The sequence below is a fragment of the Phocaeicola sartorii JCM 17136 = DSM 21941 genome (assembly GCF_054653615.1).
In genome coordinates this window covers 1,663,264-1,681,950 of the sequence record NZ_BAAIFW010000005.1, presented here as the reverse complement: position 1 = coordinate 1,681,950, position 18,687 = coordinate 1,663,264, and the positions used below count along the sequence as shown (strand labels likewise).

The 18,687-nt window shown below is 47.4% G+C and carries 17 protein-coding genes; 9 read left to right on the top strand and 8 right to left on the bottom strand.

The annotated features are described in order from the left end of the window. Positions 1 to 168: 168 nt before the first annotated feature. Positions 169 to 429 (top strand): thioredoxin family protein, encoded by a 261-nt coding sequence (locus tag ACYQ0C_RS07050; RefSeq protein ID WP_016276859.1) that lies wholly within the window; start codon positions 169 to 171, stop codon positions 427 to 429. An 11-nt stretch (positions 430 to 440) separates the two neighbouring features. Next, complete coding sequence (gene prmA / locus ACYQ0C_RS07045; protein WP_016276860.1) at positions 441 to 1,286, top strand: 50S ribosomal protein L11 methyltransferase; 846 nt, start codon at positions 441 to 443, stop codon at positions 1,284 to 1,286. A 216-nt stretch (positions 1,287 to 1,502) separates the two neighbouring features. On the opposite strand, the gene ACYQ0C_RS07040 is transcribed toward prmA, so the two are convergent. The 3 genes from ACYQ0C_RS07040 to ACYQ0C_RS07030 all read right to left on the bottom strand — a co-directional run bounded on the left by ACYQ0C_RS07040 (position 1,503) and on the right by ACYQ0C_RS07030 (position 4,552). Continuing rightward, positions 1,503 to 1,871: a YccF domain-containing protein gene (locus ACYQ0C_RS07040; protein WP_016276861.1), complete on the bottom strand. Its 369-nt coding sequence runs from the start codon at positions 1,869 to 1,871 to the stop codon at positions 1,503 to 1,505. Positions 1,872 to 1,917: 46 nt separating this feature from the next. Next, a complete protein-coding gene (locus ACYQ0C_RS07035) occupies positions 1,918 to 2,784 on the bottom strand; it encodes a glycoside hydrolase family 25 protein (protein ID WP_016276862.1) in 867 nt (288 codons plus the stop codon). 124 nt (positions 2,785 to 2,908) lie between these two features. Continuing rightward, positions 2,909 to 4,552 (bottom strand): diphosphate--fructose-6-phosphate 1-phosphotransferase, encoded by a 1,644-nt coding sequence (locus tag ACYQ0C_RS07030; protein ID WP_016276863.1) that lies wholly within the window; start codon positions 4,550 to 4,552, stop codon positions 2,909 to 2,911. Between the two features lie 152 nt (positions 4,553 to 4,704). Between ACYQ0C_RS07030 and ACYQ0C_RS07025 the strand changes: the two genes are divergently transcribed. Together ACYQ0C_RS07025 and ACYQ0C_RS07020 are read left to right on the top strand one after the other, a co-directional pair. Then, on the top strand, positions 4,705 to 4,953 hold the full coding sequence (locus ACYQ0C_RS07025) for a hypothetical protein (protein ID WP_016276864.1): 249 nt from the start codon (positions 4,705 to 4,707) through the stop codon (positions 4,951 to 4,953). A gap of 10 nt (positions 4,954 to 4,963) precedes the next feature. Next, positions 4,964 to 5,521, top strand: coding sequence for a lysophospholipid acyltransferase family protein (locus ACYQ0C_RS07020; protein WP_016276865.1), 558 nt, complete (start codon positions 4,964 to 4,966; stop codon positions 5,519 to 5,521). Between the two features lie 188 nt (positions 5,522 to 5,709). Here the strand turns inward: ACYQ0C_RS07020 and ACYQ0C_RS07015 are convergent, their stop codons facing one another. Continuing rightward, entirely contained in the window at positions 5,710 to 5,901 is a 192-nt protein-coding gene (locus tag ACYQ0C_RS07015) for a hypothetical protein (RefSeq protein ID WP_016276866.1), read from the bottom strand. Positions 5,902 to 5,993: 92 nt separating this feature from the next. On the opposite strand from ACYQ0C_RS07015, the gene ACYQ0C_RS07010 reads away from it, so the two are divergent. From ACYQ0C_RS07010 to ACYQ0C_RS07000, 3 genes are all read left to right on the top strand, one after another. Beyond that, positions 5,994 to 8,864 (top strand): golvesin C-terminal-like domain-containing protein, encoded by a 2,871-nt coding sequence (locus tag ACYQ0C_RS07010; RefSeq protein WP_032941962.1) that lies wholly within the window; start codon positions 5,994 to 5,996, stop codon positions 8,862 to 8,864. Between the two features lie 90 nt (positions 8,865 to 8,954). Continuing rightward, on the top strand, positions 8,955 to 9,275 hold the full coding sequence (locus ACYQ0C_RS07005; RefSeq protein WP_016276868.1) for a hypothetical protein: 321 nt from the start codon (positions 8,955 to 8,957) through the stop codon (positions 9,273 to 9,275). A gap of 47 nt (positions 9,276 to 9,322) precedes the next feature. Continuing rightward, complete coding sequence (locus tag ACYQ0C_RS07000; protein WP_016276869.1) at positions 9,323 to 11,233, top strand: YgiQ family radical SAM protein; 1,911 nt, start codon at positions 9,323 to 9,325, stop codon at positions 11,231 to 11,233. A 65-nt stretch (positions 11,234 to 11,298) separates the two neighbouring features. On the opposite strand, the gene ACYQ0C_RS06995 is transcribed toward ACYQ0C_RS07000, so the two are convergent. Together ACYQ0C_RS06995 and ACYQ0C_RS06990 are read right to left on the bottom strand one after the other, a co-directional pair. Then, positions 11,299 to 11,784, bottom strand: a complete 486-nt coding sequence (locus ACYQ0C_RS06995) for an AAA family ATPase (protein ID WP_016276870.1) — start codon at positions 11,782 to 11,784, stop codon at positions 11,299 to 11,301. Between the two features lie 114 nt (positions 11,785 to 11,898). Continuing rightward, positions 11,899 to 12,171 carry a hypothetical protein gene (locus ACYQ0C_RS06990; protein ID WP_016276871.1) on the bottom strand — a complete coding sequence of 91 codons (273 nt, stop codon included), beginning with the start codon at positions 12,169 to 12,171 and terminating at the stop codon, positions 11,899 to 11,901. A gap of 1,027 nt (positions 12,172 to 13,198) precedes the next feature. On the opposite strand from ACYQ0C_RS06990, the gene ACYQ0C_RS06985 reads away from it, so the two are divergent. Both ACYQ0C_RS06985 and ACYQ0C_RS06980 read left to right on the top strand, forming a co-directional pair. Beyond that, positions 13,199 to 14,224: a hypothetical protein gene (locus ACYQ0C_RS06985; RefSeq protein WP_016276872.1), complete on the top strand. Its 1,026-nt coding sequence runs from the start codon at positions 13,199 to 13,201 to the stop codon at positions 14,222 to 14,224. Between the two features lie 368 nt (positions 14,225 to 14,592). Further along, on the top strand, positions 14,593 to 16,797 hold the full coding sequence (locus tag ACYQ0C_RS06980) for a sodium-translocating pyrophosphatase (protein WP_016276873.1): 2,205 nt from the start codon (positions 14,593 to 14,595) through the stop codon (positions 16,795 to 16,797). 154 nt (positions 16,798 to 16,951) lie between these two features. Here ACYQ0C_RS06980 and ACYQ0C_RS06975 read toward each other — a convergent pair whose 3' ends face one another. Both ACYQ0C_RS06975 and ACYQ0C_RS06970 read right to left on the bottom strand, forming a co-directional pair. Next, complete coding sequence (locus ACYQ0C_RS06975) at positions 16,952 to 17,368, bottom strand: ACT domain-containing protein (protein WP_016276874.1); 417 nt, start codon at positions 17,366 to 17,368, stop codon at positions 16,952 to 16,954. A gap of 13 nt (positions 17,369 to 17,381) precedes the next feature. Further along, the gene (locus ACYQ0C_RS06970) at positions 17,382 to 18,683 is read right to left on the bottom strand and encodes a phenylacetate--CoA ligase family protein (protein WP_005846118.1); all 1,302 of its coding nucleotides are present in this window, start codon (positions 18,681 to 18,683) and stop codon (positions 17,382 to 17,384) included. Positions 18,684 to 18,687 lie beyond the last annotated feature (4 nt).

Sequence of the window (18,687 nt, the reverse complement as noted above, 5' to 3'; positions counted from 1 at the left end):
AATTATTTCCGCATCCAACCTTATAGCAAGAAAAAACAGTGTGAAACAAAAAGCCGGATGGTTTGTTTGTGAAAGTAACGAAAAGAAGTTATCTTTGACACTACCCTTTAAAAAGGGATGGATATGCCGGTGTGCGAAGAAATATAAACCTAAAAATATGTACCCATCATGAAACCAGTGAAATTGTTTTATCAGGAAAGATGCCCGTTCTGCAAGAAAGCGTTGCGCTACATTGAAGAACTGAAAGAAGAACATCCCGAATTCCGCCCCATAGAGATAGAAATGATAGAAGAAACCCAACAGTCCGAACTGGCCGACCAGTACGATTATTATTACGTCCCCACCTTCTATGTGGACGGCGTGAAAGTGCATGAAGCGGGAATCTTCAAGAATGAAATGGAGGCATTGCTCCGTAAAGTAATAGAATAAACCAAAACAGCATGAAATATTTAGAAGTAACCTTTGCCACACATCCCTGCAATGAGACCGTGAACGATGTAGTGTCCGCACTGGCGGGAGAAATAGGCTTTGAAAGCTTTGTGGAATGCGAAGGAGGCATACAGGCCTATATCCAACAGGAGTTGTTCGACGAGGAAGCGTTGAAAGAAATGGTTGCAGGTTTCCCCCTGCCCGGCACCACAGTGGAATACACCGTGAAAGAAGCAGAGGACAAAAACTGGAACGAGGAATGGGAGAAGAATTTCTTCCAGCCCATCGTCATCGGTGACCGTTGCTGCATTCACAGCACGTTCCACAAAGATACTCCGAAGACTGAGTATGAAATACTGATCAATCCGCAGATGGCTTTCGGCACAGGACATCATGAAACAACCAGTTCCATTATCAGCGAACTGCTGGATGCCGATCTGAAAGGGAAATCGGTATTGGACATGGGATGCGGCACCTCCATTCTCGCCATCCTGGCCTCCATGCGCGGAGCCGGCCCCGTGACAGCCATTGACATTGACGACTGGTGCGTCAACAATTCAAGAGACAACATAACACTTAACCAAATAGACAACATCACCGTGGAACTGGGTGACGCCCGTCTGCTGGAAGGACGCCCGCCGTTTGATGTGATTATCGCGAACATCAACCGGAATATTCTTCTGGCTGACCTTCCCTGGTATGCCGCCTGCATGCATCCGGGATCGGAAATCTTCATGAGCGGATTCTATGTGCAGGATATTCCTTTTATCCGCGAGAAAGCGGAAAGTCTGGGAATGGAATTCGTGCATCATCGGGAAAAGAACAACTGGGCAGCTGTGAAGCTTATCATGAAATAAGACCCTTTCAAATAGGGCAATCCGTAATAAAATGATGGGATCATCACTCATCACACAAGATTGATATTGATCTATTGGAGGACAAAAGAACAGAGTATCTCTCTCTTTTGTCCTTTTGTTTTTCTGTCCGAAAATTAGAACCAGGTAAGACAGGGATAAACATACATAAAAATCCTCCATCCGGAGTCACAAAATGATCCTGTCGGAATATAATAGTTACACAATCTCCTTTCCGAAAGGAGTAAGCGCCAAACCCGCCAGCTTGAAATGTTGCAGTCCGAACGGAATACCGATGATGGTGATGCAGAGCAACACCCCGAACGCCAGATGCGAGAGACTAATCCAGATTCCTCCCACAAATATCCAGATGATATTCATCAACACACTGAGGCATCCGCCGTCACCGGGACAACTGCGCACTTCCCGCCCAAAAGGGCAAAGAGCCAGCATGGACAACTTCAAGGTCTGGAAACCGAAAGGAATGCCGATGATGGTCACCATCAGCAACAGGCTGGAAAGGATATATTCCACGCAGATCAGAAATCCGCCGCAAATCAGCCAAAGAATATTGAGTAGTAAGTTCATAAAGCAAATATAGGGAAAGTTTTCAAGAACAACAAACCATGCCTCCTTATTTCTTCAGTGTCATCCATTGCAATTCCTCCAGCGAGCCGTTGAAAATATTCAAGTCCACCTTTCCGCGAATGCCCGGCAATGTACCCACATCCGTATGCTGCCAGAATTTCCACTCCCCCTTGTATTCCACCGAATCCACATAATAATGAGCTATCCAGTAGGGATAAGAATTAAAAACGGAATCGTTCAGGTAACGGGTCTTGAACTTATAAGAAGTATAAAGAATGGGCTTCACTTTGTAGTGCTGCTCTATTTTGTCCAGCCACCGTTTCAGGTCACGGCGAAGCTGGTTCTCGTCATTGCCCCTCTTCTCAATATCGAGCACGGGAGGAAGATCGCCCGAATCCAGCCGGACGGAGTTGATAAAGAAATCGGCCTGACGGATGGGATCGGTCTTCGGATTGTAAAAATGATAAGCCCCCCGGATGAAGCCGTGTGTTCTCGCCGAATCAAAATTAGCCTGGAAAACCTTGTCTCCATAATCCCCTCCCTCCGAAGCCTTCATAAAGACAAAGCGAATGGGGAACTTTCCCTGCCGGGTCTGCGCCAGCATCCTCCAGTCTATGACACCCTGATGGTGGGAGACATCGATGCCATGCACTCCGAACCCCGAAGGCATGCACACCCCGTATGCCTTAAAGCCATAGCAAGGCTTCCAACGATAAGAATAAGGGCGAATGAAGAAATAATAAAAAGCGGCAAGGAACAAAAAAGCAACGACAGCCGCAATGACATACCGGAGCCATGGCGGCATCTGTCTTTGCGGTTTCTTTTTCACCTTCCGCTGTGTAGTCCGGCGGACAGGTTTCGCGGCTGTCTTTTTCTTAACAGCAGCAGGACGTGTGCTTTTCGTTCTTACCATTTTATCCTATTTAATTGTTTTTCTTTACCTGCTTCCGCAGACCATGCAACAAAACCCATCGGGAGAATGGTTTTACAATCAGCCCCGATGGGTTTTCTTTATATTTTATAGGAATAAGAAAAAATTATTTTCCTTGTTCCAGCTGCAAGGTCTTGGTTGCCTGGTCGCAAACTTCTGTAGGACCGAAGTACTGGATAGGGCCCGGATATACATAGTCTGTCTCAACAGCCCAACGCTCACGCTGTGCGGCGAACGCCTTGAAAGGAGCACCATCCAGTTTCACCAGCGCTTTCTGGATAACCGGCTTCATCTCACCGTGACGACGTTCCATGTTCATCATCATTGTGATAGGCACACCACCTGCAATCCATTCTTCGGCAGGAGCAGTCGTATTGCGTACAGAAGACATATAACCGGTCTTGCCATTGGCAATCAGCATAGAAGCCGTGTAACCCAATGAGTAGCAATAGTCGGCATCGAAGTTAGACGGAGCGGCGCAACGTCCTTCGTAACCGAAGAAGTGATGCTGTGCGGCGAATTTGCCTACATATTTGCCTTCTTCCTTCCACTGAGCCAATTTAACGGCTACCATGTCCGACAACAGTTTTTCTGTCTCAATCAGTGACACCTGTACGTTTCCGTGCGGGTCACGATCCAAAGTAAGCTGACGTGCAACGCCTTCGGGCAGAGAAGCATAAATTTCCGAGTTTTCCTTAGAAAGCTTGGAGATGATATATTCACGTTGGTGAGATTTCTTGATCAATGCGAATTCTGACGCGTTAGCAGCCAGGAAGTCGTTCAATTCAGCGATCAATCTCTTCATGGCGGGGATGAACTCGATCAGACCTTCAGGAATCAACACCGTACCGAAGTTGTTTCCCTGTGCGGCACGATTAGCCACCACCTGGGCAATATAAGTAACGACATCATCCAAAGACATGTTCTTAGCTTCCACTTCTTCTGAAACGATACATACGTTGGGCTGAACCTGCAAAGCACATTCCAAAGCGATATGAGAAGCCGAGCGTCCCATCAGCTTGATAAAATGCCAGTATTTGCGGGCCGAGTTACAGTCACGCTGAATGTTACCGATTACTTCAGAGTAAGTCTTACAAGCCGTGTCGAAGCCGAAAGAAGTTTCAATCATTTCGTTCTTCAAGTCACCGTCGATAGTCTTCGGACAACCGATTACCTGTACCCCGCAATTCTTCGCAGCATAGTATTCCGCCAATACGCAAGCGTTCGTATTTGAGTCGTCACCACCGATGATTACCAATGCCTTGATGCCTAATTCCTTGATAATTTCCAGCCCTTTGTCAAACTGTTCTTCCTTTTCCAGCTTAGTACGTCCCGAACCGATGATATCGAAACCACCGGTATTGCGGTATTCGTCGATAATATCGGAAGTCAGTTCCATGTAGTTATGGTCTACCAAGCCACCGGGACCCAAGATGAAACCATACAGCTTGCTGTCCTTGTTCAATGCCTTGATACCGTCGAACAAACCGGAGATAACGTTATGTCCGCCGGGAGCCTGTCCACCAGACAAGATGACACCTACATTGATAGCAGGCATATTGACCGATTCGCCTTCAACGAACTGGATCAACGGCATGCCGTAAGTGTTAGGGAACAAGGCTTTGATAGCTTCCTGATCTGCAACAGACTGGGTAGGTTCGCCTTCCTTTACTTTTACCGCGCCTTTCAACGCTTTAGGGAGTTTGGGCTGATAAGCAGCTCTGGCAATTTGTAATGCACTTTTAGTCATATTCTATTTATTCTATTTAAAGGTGTATAAATCTCATTTGAAATTCACGTGCAAATTTCGCTCTTTTTTCGCAAATATGAAAACGTATACAAATAAAAATGCTACCTTTACCGCGAATTTAGAATTTTGTATTAATTTAAAACATTACATGTATGGCAAGTAGAAGAGATTTAAAGAAAAAAATAACCAATATAGCAGGTGATTTATTTTTAGTCAGTTTGATGGAAGGCGTGAACCGTGAAGTGGTTTGCAACTCGGTACACAATGTGATAAAGCTTATTACCCGCATCAGTCACACCGAACCAGGTAACGTAAAAGGGTTCTACAAGAAACTGAATGAAGACCTGAACAAAGAAATACAAGTGGTTGCGGACGAACTGGCTAAAGCTACAAAAGCATAAGATTTAGAGAATGAAAAAAGCTATTTGTGGTTTTATCTACTACAAACTATTGGGATGGAAGACCAAAGTTTCCGCTCCCGATTATGACAAATATATTATTTGCGCCGCACCGCATACCACAAATTGGGATTTGTTCATAGGCAAACTGTTTATGGGAGCGATAGGCCGTGAAACCGGTTTTATGATGAAAAAAGACTGGTTCTTCTGGCCTTTGGGCCCTATCTTCCGCTGGATGGGGGGAATTCCCGTAGACCGAAGCCGCAAGACTTCATTGGTGGACCAGATGATCAAGATTGCCAAGTCGAGCAAAAAATTCCATCTGGCTATCACTCCCGAAGGGACGCGCAAGGCCAATCCCAATTGGAAAAAAGGGTTTTATTATATCGCCCAGGGAGCCGGACTGCCTGTCATATTGGTAGCGATCGATTACGAGAAAAAGTGCATCACAGCCGAAAAGGTGATACATCCCAGCGGTGATCTGGACAAGGATATGCGCGAGATCAAATTGTATTATAAGAATTTCAAAGGAAAATTTCCTGAAAACTTCAGCATCGGGAAAGTAGAATAACATCAGAGTAAAATTCAGTATCATTCAATAGCAGGGGTGGATTGAATCCACCCCTGCTGTTGTAGAATATACCACCTTATTGTTCTTTGACACATTCCTTATTCGTTTGCCGCATTTTCATCCCGCGTCAGGAAGCACACTTTTACACGTACGTGAAAATTCATCCTCAAAACCGTTCTTTTCCATCTTCACATTCCGGCAAGTTCCCGTTTCAAACCAGCCGTTACACCCTGAAAGACAACATCACCACCCAGTCCATCCACAGTCAGGTTTTTCCGGTCTTTCAGAAAAGAACCTGCCGTTTCCGGGGTGTCCCTGCCTGGCTGGGAAAATAGGAACAGCAGCCGGACGAAGCAGAAATTAAAGATAATTCGTTTCATTTAGATTCATTATAGATTCGTCAGTACGACAATACTAACAAAAATCCCTAACTTCGCACCATTAAATGAAAGAATTTATGTTTTCCAGCTATATGAAAAGAACAGTAATGTCCCTCCTGCTCCTGATGACGGGGATTCTCTGCGCTCCGGCACAAGGACTGGACGCCAACGTGAAACAGCGTTTGGAAACCTTCTTCACCCGTTACGAAACGTCTTACGCCCACATAGGCAAGTGCAAACTGGAGCGTTATGAAATCAATCATAACCAAAAGGAACTGAACGTATATGCCGGTGGCAGCTTCGGCTACCAGCCGTTCACTCCCGAAAATACAGAAGCCATCTACCGGTTGCTCAAGCAAAGCCTTCCCGGCCCTGTAAACTACTACGATATCACCATCTATGCCGACGGAAAGCCTATCGAAGACCTGATTCCCAACTATCTGAGAAAGAAACAGGACAAAAGCCGCCTATGGCAACGGACAGATTACAAAGGAGATCCGTGGGTGAAAAACATCTCCCGCCCCTTTACAGCCGTCAAAGGACTGGAAGACAGGCACATCGCCCTCTGGCAAAGCCACGGAAAATATTACAAGAACGACAAAGGAAGCTGGGAATGGCAACGCCCCCGCCTGTTCGGCACCACAGAGGATTTGTTCACTCAGTCATTCGTCATACCTTATATCATACCCATGCTGGAGAATGCGGGAGCCATCGTCTACACCCCTCGTGAACGCGACTGGCAACGCAATGAGGTGATAGTGGACAATGACACCCATGCCCAAGGCTGCATCTACCAGGAAATAAAAAGCCGGAAAGGCAAATGGAAAACCACCCCCACTCCGGCATTCGCCAAAAAACGATTGATCTATCAGGACGGACAAAATCCTTTTGAAGAAGGTACGGCACGCTTCGCCCCCACCGAGAAGAAACCGGAAAAAGCCTTCGCTCAATGGATTCCCCATATTCCCGAAACAGGAGAATATGCCGTCTATGTGACTTATCAGACTTTGCCCGGAAGCGTAAGTGACGCCAAATACCTGGTATTCCATAAAGGAGGCGTAACCGAATTTCTGGTCAACCAGCAAATAGGAGGAGGCACCTGGGTTTATCTGGGCACGTTCGAATTTGACAAAGGAACCAACGATTACGGCATGGTGGTACTGAGCAATGAAAGCAGACAGAAGGGAGTGGTGTGCGCCGATGCCGTCCGTTGGGGCGGAGGAATGGGAAATATAGCGCGCGGTGGAACAACCAGCGGTCTGCCCCGCTATCTGGAAGGGGCACGCTATGCCGCACAATGGTCGGGTTTCCCTTATCCGGTCTACAGCCCCAGCGAAGGCAAGAATGACTATACCGATGACATTAACGCCCGTAGCCGGGTCATAAACTATCTCAGCGGAAACTCCGTGTACAACCCAAAGGAGAAAGGACTGGGTGTTCCTTTCGAAATGACCCTGGGAGTGCACAGTGATGCGGGCTTTTCCAAAGAGGACGAATTGATAGGTACACTGGGCATCTATACCACCGATTACAATAACGGTGAGCTGAACGCCGGCATCTCCCGTTATGCCTCCCGCGATCTGGCAGACATGGTTCTGACGGGCCTGCAACGGGATATCTCCGCCCGGTTCGGCATCCGGTGGCAACGCCGCAGCCTGTGGAACCGCAATTACAGCGAGACGCGCCTGCCTGCTGTTCCCTCGATGATTTTGGAACTGCTCTCCCATCAGAACTTCGCCGATTTGAAACTGGGCCATGATCCGCATTTCAAATTTACTGTAGGACGTTCTGTCTATAAGTCCATACTGAAGTATGTGAGCACCATGCACGGCACGGACTATGTGGTCCAGCCTCTGCCCGTAAGCGACTTCGCCATCCGTCCCGGCAGCAAGAAAAATACCTTCCAACTGACGTGGCAAGCGGTGGATGACCCACTTGAGCCGACTGCCAAGGCACAGCAATACATGGTCTATACCCGTCTGGGGCATGGCGGATTTGACAACGGAACCTTGGTACGCGGCACTGAATATACCTTCGAGGCCGAACCCGGACTGGTGTATAGTTTCAAAGTAACCGCCGTCAACAGGGGTGGAGAAAGCTTTCCTTCCGAGATTCTGTCGGCCTATCAGGCAAAGAAAAGCAAAGGAACGGTATTGATTGTCAACGGATTCGATCGTCTGAGCGGACCCGCCACCGTAGAATCTCCTTTCCTGCAGGGCTTTGACTTGAATGCCGATCCGGGCATACCTTATCTACATACGCCTGCCTTCTGCGGAGCCCAGCTAAGTTTTGACCGCAGCCGCATAGGACGCGAGACCAAAGACGGGCTGGGGTATAGCGGCAGCGAACTGGAAGGAATGCTGATAGCCGGAAACACTTTCGACTATCCGTTCATTCACGGGAAAGCCATCCAGGCAGCCGGAGGCTACTCTTTCGTCTCGTGCAGTGACGAGGCCGTTGAACATGGTTTTGTCCGGCTGACGGATTACCCCATCACAGACTGGATATCCGGAGCCGACAGACGCCCCTTCTCCCACACATTGCAGCAAATGCTCACGGCTTACTGCCAGGGAGGCGGCAACCTGATGCTCAGCGGATCGTACATAGGAAGCAGCATGAACAGCCCCACAGCACTCCGCTTCACCGAAACCGTATTGAAATATAGTTTCGGGGGCAGCATGAGCAACTCCGCCTCGGGAGAGATCTACGGAGCCGACACCCGTTTCAGCATCCCCCGCACCGTCAACGAACAGACATACGCCGTACCCGCACCCGAGTGTCTGACACCGGCTGCTCCCGCCTACTCCGCTTTTATATATAGTCCGGACAACTACAGTGCCGGCATCGCCTACCAAGGAAACTATCGGACTTTTGTCCTGGGGTTCCCCTTTGAAAGCATTCAGGGAGTGAAGGAAAGGGCACGGGTAATGAGCGCCATTCTGGGCTTCTTCAGCGGCAAATGAGATTTTTAAACGAAAATAAAAAGGCAAATAAGAGGTTATTTCATAAAAACGCCTAACTTTGTCCGTATAAACCATTAAAATAAAACGATTATGTACACCATACAGACTAATGCCTCGGGCACACGCAGCATGGAAATCTCAGAAGAGAACTTGCAAACCATTGAAAAATATGCTTTATTCCAGCATCTGATAGACAGCAACGGCATTGTGGACGAGTCGGTACTGGACAAACTGAAACTGAATATCCGCTCACTGATCACCAGTGAGGAAGGAAATAATAAAGAACTGCTCGATCTTTGTATCGATGTGATTTATCATAATAATATGAAAGCTTTCGGGCTTCATCAGCTCATTCTGCTTTATATCCAATGGGAGAAGGAGAAAAACAAGGATGAAGAAGAGATAGAATAATCCGTCTCCGCCCCTCTGTAGCAAATCAAAAAAAACAGTACTGATCATTGAAAGAATACAAACTTACAGACTGGCTGCCGACCACCAAGAAAGAAGTGGAAATACGGGGATGGGATGAACTGGACGTAATCCTGTTCAGCGGTGACGCTTACGTAGACCATCCTTCCTTCGGCCCGGCAGTGATTGGAAGATTATTAGAGGCACAAGGCTTGAAAGTAGCCATTGTGCCTCAACCCAACTGGCGTGACGACCTGCGCGACTTTAAGAAACTGGGACGTCCACGCCTCTTTTTCGGTGTGTCCGCCGGATGCATGGACAGCATGGTAAACAAGTACACTGCCAACAAACGTTTGCGCAGCGAGGATGCTTATACCCCTGACGGACGACACGACATGCGCCCCGAATATCCCAGCATCGTTTATACACAGATTTTAAAGCAAATCTATCCCGACGTACCAGTTATTCTGGGAGGTATCGAAGCTTCCCTGCGCCGTGTCAGCCACTATGACTACTGGCAGGACTGCCTGCGCAAATCAATTCTGATAGACTCCGGAGCCGATTTATTGATCTATGGAATGGGCGAGAAACCGATTACGGAACTTTGCCGGAGGATGAAGGCATCAGCGGACACTACCGGACAGCCCCAGGGGGATGGCTCTGCAGCCCCCTTGCCTGTCCCACATGATATTTTACAAACAGCTTACATCACCTATAAAGGCGACCCGCTGTGTTCACTCCCCGGCTCGGCAGAACCCAAAAGCACAGTGTCCGATGCCCCTCAGGCAAAACCCGACATCGTGCTGCACTCTCACGAAGAGTGTCTGAAAGATAAAAAGAAACAGGCCGAGAACTTCCGTTTCATCGAAGAGGAAAGCAACAAGTATGAAGCCTCCCGCATCTTGCAGGATGCAGGCAGCCAGACGGTGGTGGTCAATCCGCCTTATCCGCCGATGACACAGGGTGAGCTGGATCATTCTTTCGACTTGCCCTATACGCGTATGCCCCATCCCAAATATAAAGGCAAACGCATTCCGGCATTCGACATGATTAAATTCTCGGTGAACCTGCACCGCGGCTGTTTTGGTGGATGTGCGTTTTGTACCATTTCCGCCCATCAAGGGAAATTTATTGTAAGCCGGAGCAAGGAAAGTATCTTGAAAGAAGTGAAAGCCATAACAGAAATGCCCGATTTCAAAGGCTATCTGAGTGACTTGGGAGGCCCCAGCGCCAACATGTATGCCATGCGTGGAAAGGACGAAAAGGTGTGCCGCAAGTGCAAACGCCCGTCATGCATCCATCCCAAAGTATGCCCCAACCTGAATACCGACCATCGTCCCCTGCTGGATATCTATCACTCGGTAGACGCGCTTCCCGGCATCAAGAAAAGCTTCATCGGCAGCGGTGTGCGCTATGACCTGTTACAATATCAAAGTAAAGATCCGGCTGTCAACCGCAGCACGGCCGAATATACCCGCGAACTGATAGCAAACCACGTCAGCGGACGCTTGAAAGTGGCTCCGGAACATACCAGCGACACGGTACTACAAATCATGCGGAAGCCTTCGTTCTCACAATTTTATGATTTCAAAAGGACTTTCGACAAAATAAACAAGGAACTGAATCTGCGACAGCAGATTATACCTTATTTTATAAGCAGCCACCCCGGATGTACGGAAGAAGACATGGCGGAACTGGCCGTGATCACCAAGAAGCTGGATTTCCACCTGGAACAGGTGCAGGACTTTACCCCCACCCCGATGACCGTAGCCACCGAGGCCTGGTACACCGGATACCATCCATACACCTTACAACCGGTATTCTCCGCCAAATCACAAAAAGAGAAACTGGCGCAACGGATGTTCTTCTTCTGGTACAAGCCCGAAGAACGGCGTGCCATTATCAATGAATTGCGCAAAATAGGGCGTACAGATTTGATAGACAAACTGTATGGGAAATAAAAGTTTAAATTCACCACAGATTATCAATCTGTATAGTCTGTGGTGATACTGTTTTTTTTGAAGTCTTATTTTGATCTTTCCTCGGCTTCTATGATCCACTCTCCGACAGTACGTGCCGCCCTGTCAAAGTTCACGCCAACCTTTACTACCCTGCGATGATCCGCCTGATAGGGAATGGCATATCCCTTGATGTTTATTTGAGCCAACGCCTCTGCTGCCGTACCATCCATCTTGAATTCGAATACATAAATAGCATCCTGTAGTTTCACTACGATATCCGACCGGTCAATGGCACTCTTCACTTCCGTTTCCACATATTGCCCCATCAGTTTGATATGCAACACGGGATAAACCTTCCATTCTTTTTCCAACCTTTCCATCGCCAATCCTTCGAACAATTCCTTCTTTCCTTGGATATAGGCTTCAAGAGTAGATACCAGCAAGCTTTTTCCAAAGCGACGGGGACGGCTGAGGAAATAAGTAGTATTCATATTTGCCAGCCGATAGACTAATTCAGTCTTATCTACATAAACATAGCCGTCCATACGCATTTGTTCAAAATTCTATATTCCGATGGGATACCTTCTGAATAGTCCTTCCATATTGATTTATTTTTATTAATGAAACATATACAACAAAAGCAATGTTCTGTGAACATTGCAATTCTAAGAAAGATTTTCCTCCTTCAGCACCATCCGTTGCAGATTCTGCTGATAAATTCTCTCCGCCTTTTCATTATCCAATGCCGTATGCATTTTTATTGACCTAGGTATAGCATTCAGCCATTTTTTCTCATCCTCCTCTTTCTCCGACAAATCATAAGTATGATCTAACCCCAACGAATCACAGTACATCGTCTTTTCATGCTGCAAATAATGCTTTGACCACTTTTCAACACAGATTTTTCCTGCCGACAACAACTCACTCCTATGAATCATATCTTTTAAACCGAAAAGGAATTGATGCATTTTACCATGATAACTATTCATTAAATCGTCTGAAAGCGATTCCAGAGGAATAATCTTGAATTAATCTTCTGATTACCATCACGGCTTCATTTTACTAAAAAATAGAGACATAGTCCCCTTACCCGGTTCGGCTAGAATCAGACCCGTTTTTCACCATTGATATTCAATTAATTATATTAGAAAATATATCGAATAAGATTTTAGGGCACTGATTCTCAATCACCCTGTTTCTTATTCTGTAAAACTCTATTGTTTCCACAATACCTTTTTTTATTTTTGACACCCTTTGATTTGTCAGCCCGTTTCTTTCTTATTCCTTATATATATAGGTATTGCATTACAATTTCAAACATAAGAACCTTCCGGTTCGGGAATCTGCGGAAGGTCATCGATTGCCCCGACAGGCTGCATCTACATAGTGCGGATTCTCATCCTCCTATTCATGAAATATAGTTTTTTCGGCCAGCTTAATCGCAAGAGGCCGATTCCTCTTGTATTTTACGAAATCTCTCGTAATTCATTGAAATGATCGTCACTGACATGAAAGGGCTGTGAGGTCTATCTGTTGTTGTAAAGAAAAGTATGTGGACTTCGTGAGCCAAGTAAGCGGTGTTACTTTGCCCGGGAACATATCTTACTTTGCCCACGAAGATATCTTACTTTTTTCAGTGGGATATGATCGGTCATGATACTCTATAGAGAAAAGAAATTGTTATCGGCCCTATTCCCAGACATAGATACTCTCTTCTGATTGTTCAGCTTTGTGTGTTGATTTACATTCGTACAAACTGGGGTACAGTACGCACCAAACAGCTCAAAAATGTGGATTAATTTAGGAGCGTTAAACCGAGAGAATATCAGTCTGAGATTCCTCATTTACTATCTCGTCGGCAATACAATGTCCGAAAAAACTTTCCGATAGAAGATTTAACCTTTCCATCCGCTTGCTATTCAAAAAAAAGAGGTACATTTGCTTCATCATCAAACCATAAGCATTATGACCATCATAGCCAACCCTATTTACGATGCCGTTTTCAAATTCCTGATGGAAGACAAGAAAGTCGCCAAGATACTGCTCTCCGCATTGCTGAAAAAGGAGATCATAGACCTGGAGATGCGCCGCCACGAGTATACATCCATGGAGCAGACACGCATCTCGCTCTTCCGCATCGACTTCTCTGCAAAGATTCGCGAGAGCGACGGTTCGGAACACCTTGTCCTTATCGAACTGCAAAAGACCTGGCTCATTACGGAGACCTTGCGCTTCCGCCAGTACCTGGGTACGCAGTACCTCAACAAGGAGAACATGATCGAAGAGAAGAACGAGCACGGACAAAAACGGACGTATGGGTTGCCCATCATTTCCATCTACATCCTGGGGCATCCCTTGGGCGACCTCACCGAGCCGGTGGTTTATGTGCGCCGCAGCTATCTGGACTATGATGACCATCCGCTCCCTGCTCCCGACCCTTTCATCGAGAGTCTGACGCATGACAGCATCATCGTACAGATCCCGTTCCTCACCGGACGTACCCGCAACCGCCTGGAACGTCTGCTGAGCGTGTTCGACCAGGAATACCGGCAGCCCGACAGTGAGCATTATCTGGAAATAAACGATGAGCACATGGACGAGGAAGTGAAGTATGTGGTGCACCGCCTGCTGAAGGCCGCTGCGGCACCCGCCGTTCGCCGTGCCATGGAGATAGAGGACGAGATTCTTTCGGAAATAGAGGACAGGGATACGACAATAATGCTCAAGAATAAGGTGATAGAGGAAAAAGAGCAGATGATTGAGCAGAAAGAGCAGCTCATTGAGCAGAAAGAGCAGGTCATTGAGCAGAACAAGCAGGTCATTGAACAGAAAGAGCAGGTCATTGAGCAGAAAGAGCAGATGATTGAGCAGAAAGAGCAGATGATTCGCTCCATGGTTAAGATGCTCTGTAACAATGGAGCATCAATGGACGAGATATCCGAACAATTAGGAATACCTATGGAACAAATCAAACAATATATCGATTCATGATACGATTGTAATGTTCCCGAAAAAAATACAGATATGATGGATTGACTTTCGAGGTTGTGTCCAAACGCTAATCATGCTGCTATTTTGCCGGTAGGGGCGGGGATAGATCTTTTGAATGTCTTGTTCTTCCATACAACCTCTTTTTCACATCCATATTTTCACTGTTTCATATTTCCATGAATACACCTTCTCCCGGATACCGGATAAACAGACACCCGTTTCCGCCATAAGGAATGGAAATAAAACAGGTCTTAAACCACCCTAGGCTGAAGAGAAAGAATCGCATAAAAAAATGCATCTATCCCCTTGAATATCATTTATTTTTTTTCTATCTTTGGGCAAAACCAACTTTTAAATCAATACTGCGTATGGAAACGTATCTATTCTGGATTGTGCCCATTGCCTCCCTCTTGGCATTGGCACTCGCATGGTATTTCTACAAACAAATGATGCTCGAAAGCGAAGGAACCCCTACAATGGAAAAAATCGCTCTCTATGTGCGCCAAGGCGCCATGTCCTATCTGAAACAACAATATAAGGTAGTAGGATGGGTATTCTTGGGGCTGGTTCTCCTGTTCTCTATCATGGCATACGGATTTAACCTGCAAAACCCGTGGGTGCCTGTCGCCTTTCTTACCGGCGGCTTCTTCTCCGGACTGTCCGGCTTTCTAGGAATGAAAACGGCTACATACGCTTCAGCCCGTACCGCCAATGCCGCCCGGAACTCCTTAAACAAAGGGCTGCGTGTAGCCTTCCGCAGCGGAGCTGTTATGGGCCTGGTCGTTGTCGGCTTGGGACTGCTCGATATTTCTTTCTGGTACATCTTATTGGATTATTGCATTCCGGCAGACGCCATGAACCCTTCCGCCAAATTATGTGTCATCACAACCACCATGCTTACCTTTGGCATGGGAGCCAGCACGCAAGCGCTTTTCGCCCGTGTGGGAGGTGGAATCTATACCAAAGCAGCCGATGTAGGCGCTGACTTGGTAGGTAAAGTGGAAGCCGGCATTCCGGAGGATGACCCCCGCAACCCCGCCACCATTGCCGACAATGTGGGTGACAATGTAGGTGACGTAGCCGGAATGGGCGCCGACCTCTACGAGTCCTATTGCGGCTCTATCCTGGCTACCGCCGCTTTAGGTGCCGCAGCCTTTATCGGTTCGGATGATACCGTGATGCAGTTTAAAGCGGTCATCGCACCGATGCTGATTGCGGCAGTGGGTATCGTCCTCTCTATCATCGGCATTTTTGCCGTCCGCACCAAAGAAGATGCGGGGATGAAGGAATTACTCGGATCACTGGCCACAGGAACCAATTTAAGCTCGGTACTGATTGTTGTCGCCACCTTCCTTATCCTTTGGATATTAGGTCTGGAAAATTGGGTAAACATATCCTTTGCTGTGGTAGTGGGATTAATAGTAGGCATCGTTATCGGCCGTTCCACCGAATATTATACTTCCCAGTCGTATAAACCCACCCAACGGTTGGCCGAAAGTGGAAAGACCGGTCCGGCCACCGTGATCATTTCCGGTATCGGACTGGGTATGATTTCCACCACCATCCCTGTACTGGCTGTAGTGACAGGCATCATTTTATCCTACTGGCTGGCATCCGGTTTCGATTTTGCCAATATCTCGATGGGACTTTATGGCATCGGAATTGCTGCCGTAGGTATGCTTTCCACTCTCGGCATCACTTTGGCTACCGATGCTTACGGACCGATTGCCGATAATGCCGGCGGTAACGCCGAAATGAGCGGACTGGGCAAAGAAGTGCGCAAACGTACCGATGCCCTCGACTCGTTGGGTAACACGACTGCCGCTACCGGCAAAGGTTTTGCCATCGGTTCCGCTGCATTGACCGGACTGGCTTTATTGGCATCCTACGTGGAAGAAATCCGTATCGGACTGACCCGATTGGGGCAAACCCTCCTGGAATTGCCCAACGGTATCACTGTAGATGTGCATAACGCCAGTTTCACCGACTACATGCTTTATTACGATGTAACCCTGATGAACCCCAAAGTATTGAGCGGTATGTTCTTGGGCAGTATGATGGCATTCCTGTTCTGCGGTCTGACCATGAATGCCGTAGGACGTGCGGCCGCCCACATGGTAGAAGAGGTGCGCCGCCAGTTCCGTGAGATAAAAGGGATTCTGACAGGAGAGGCCGAGCCCGACTATGCCCGTTGCGTACAAATATCCACCAAAGGAGCGCAGCGTGAAATGGTATTCCCCTCCCTACTGGCTATCATCGCCCCTATCGCTACCGGATTGATTTTCGGCGTACCCGGTGTTATCGGTCTGCTGATAGGTGGTCTGTCCTCGGGCTTCGTTCTCGCCATTTTTATGGCCAATGCGGGAGGCGCATGGGATAATGCGAAAAAATTTATAGAAGAAGGTAATTTCGGAGGTAAAGGAAGCGAAGTACACAAAGCAACGGTTACCGGTGACACTGTAGGTGATCCGTTCAAAGATACATCCGGACCCAGTTTGAACATTCTGATTAAACTGATGAGTATGGTCGCCATTGTAATGGCCGGACTGACAGTTGCTTGGAGTTTGTTCTGATAGAAAAACGGAAAGCCGCTTCGGAGGAGGCGGCTTTCTAATTTTAAAAAAAGATTTTCACACATACGTAAGCATCGGACTACACGTAGGATTGTGCCTGAACATTGGCCATGTTGCTATTTTGCCAGTAGGGGCGAGGTTCGCTCGCCCGAAATTACAGACTGTTCTTGGTCAAGACATTACAATTGAATTTATTCAATATCTCCACGCATCTCTCCACATTCGAAGGGCGGATCACCACATGGGCAGTATCACCTTGTGCGAAAGCATACATATATTCGATGAAAATATGCTCGGCGGCCAAGTAATCCAATACTTCGGACAATGAACCTGCCACATTCGGACAACTGATACAAACCACATCAGTCAGCATCACGGCAAAGTCCTCGGCACGAAGTACCTCCACCGCCTTCTCCACATCCGAAACAATTAAACGAAGGATGCCGAAATCAGTAGATTCCGCCATGCTGAACGCATGCATGTTGATGTCATGCTTCGCCAATGTCTTGGTCACATCATTGATTCTTCCGGTCTTGTTTTCCAGAAAAACAGATAATTGCTTGATTGTCATATCGCGTACTCTTTTATTTTAAAATCCGATTGTCTATCACACGTTTGCTCTTGCCTTCACTACGGGCAATGCTATTGGGCTCCATCAGCTTCACTTCGGCACTGATGGAAAGGACACTTTTCAGTTTGTCGCTCAACGCCTTCTTCATGGCCAGCATACTTCCCATATCATCCGAGAAGAAGTCTTTGCGCACTTCCACTTGTACCTGCAAAGAGTCGAGATTATTCTTTCTGTCCACCACCAGCATGTACTGAGGCTCAAACTGCGGCATATCCAGAATCACACTCTCCACCTGGGACGGGAAGACGTTGATACCACGGATAATAAGCATATCGTCACTACGGCCTACAATGCCCGACATGCGGATATTGGTTCTTCCACACGGACATTCACCCTCCATCAGGGAAGTCAAGTCCTTCGTACGGTAACGCAGCAACGGCATCCCTTCCTTGGTCAAGGTAGTAAACACCAGTTCTCCCACTTCTCCATCCGGAAGACGTTCCAACGTTTCAGGATTAATGATTTCAGGATAAAAATGATCCTCATTAATATGCGATCCATGTTGCTCCTGGCATTCGTAGGAAACACCGGGTCCCATAATCTCACTCAGACCATAAATATTATACCCTTTCAATCCCAGCCGCTCTTCTATCTCCTTACGCATACTCTCTGTCCACGGCTCGGCTCCGAAAGCTCCGATACGGAGGTTGATGTCATTCTTGGTCAGTCCCATACGTTCCACCACTTCCGCCAGATAAAGGGCGTAGGAAGGAGTACAGGCAATGCCCGTTATACCCAAGTCACGTATCAGACGGACATGTTTTTCCGTATTTCCAGTAGAAGCCGGGATAACCGTCGCCCCCAGGTTCTCCACCCCATAATGCGCGCCCAGTCCGCCGGTAAACAGTCCATAACCATAACTGACGGAAAAGGTATCATTACGGGTAACCCCGTAGGCCGAAAGACAGCGCGACATCACTTCGGACCACACGGACAAGTCACGGCGCGTATACCCCACAATGGTAGGATTTCCCGTTGTGCCCGAAGAAGCGTGCACACGCACAATTTCCGAGGCAGGAGCAGCCTGAAGGCCGTATGGATAATTATCACGCAAATCCTGCTTGGTAGTAAAAGGAAGTTTTACGATATCTTCGATAGTCTGGATGTCATCCGGAGACAAATCCATCTCCTGCATTTTGTTACGATAAAAAGGGACATTGTGATAAACCAGGTTCACCAGCTTGTTCAGGCGTTTCCCCTGCAGAGCGCTCATCTCGTCCCGACTCATGCACTCTTTATTTTTATTCCAAATCATAGCA

Coding starts and splice junctions, on each gene's coding strand:
- ACYQ0C_RS07050 (WP_016276859.1), top strand. CDS start 169: ATGAAACCAGTGAAATTGTTTTATCAGGAAAGATGCCCGTTCTGCAAG.
- prmA (WP_016276860.1), top strand. CDS start 441: ATGAAATATTTAGAAGTAACCTTTGCCACACATCCCTGCAATGAGACC.
- ACYQ0C_RS07040 (WP_016276861.1), bottom strand. CDS start 1,871: ATGAACTTACTACTCAATATTCTTTGGCTGATTTGCGGCGGATTTCTG.
- ACYQ0C_RS07035 (WP_016276862.1), bottom strand. CDS start 2,784: ATGGTAAGAACGAAAAGCACACGTCCTGCTGCTGTTAAGAAAAAGACA.
- ACYQ0C_RS07030 (WP_016276863.1), bottom strand. CDS start 4,552: ATGACTAAAAGTGCATTACAAATTGCCAGAGCTGCTTATCAGCCCAAA.
- ACYQ0C_RS07025 (WP_016276864.1), top strand. CDS start 4,705: ATGGCAAGTAGAAGAGATTTAAAGAAAAAAATAACCAATATAGCAGGT.
- ACYQ0C_RS07020 (WP_016276865.1), top strand. CDS start 4,964: ATGAAAAAAGCTATTTGTGGTTTTATCTACTACAAACTATTGGGATGG.
- ACYQ0C_RS07015 (WP_016276866.1), bottom strand. CDS start 5,901: ATGAAACGAATTATCTTTAATTTCTGCTTCGTCCGGCTGCTGTTCCTA.
- ACYQ0C_RS07010 (WP_032941962.1), top strand. CDS start 5,994: ATGAAAAGAACAGTAATGTCCCTCCTGCTCCTGATGACGGGGATTCTC.
- ACYQ0C_RS07005 (WP_016276868.1), top strand. CDS start 8,955: ATGTACACCATACAGACTAATGCCTCGGGCACACGCAGCATGGAAATC.
- ACYQ0C_RS06995 (WP_016276870.1), bottom strand. CDS start 11,784: ATGCGTATGGACGGCTATGTTTATGTAGATAAGACTGAATTAGTCTAT.
- ACYQ0C_RS06990 (WP_016276871.1), bottom strand. CDS start 12,171: ATGATTCATAGGAGTGAGTTGTTGTCGGCAGGAAAAATCTGTGTTGAA.
- ACYQ0C_RS06985 (WP_016276872.1), top strand. CDS start 13,199: ATGACCATCATAGCCAACCCTATTTACGATGCCGTTTTCAAATTCCTG.
- ACYQ0C_RS06980 (WP_016276873.1), top strand. CDS start 14,593: ATGGAAACGTATCTATTCTGGATTGTGCCCATTGCCTCCCTCTTGGCA.
- ACYQ0C_RS06975 (WP_016276874.1), bottom strand. CDS start 17,368: ATGACAATCAAGCAATTATCTGTTTTTCTGGAAAACAAGACCGGAAGA.
- ACYQ0C_RS06970 (WP_005846118.1), bottom strand. CDS start 18,683: ATGATTTGGAATAAAAATAAAGAGTGCATGAGTCGGGACGAGATGAGC.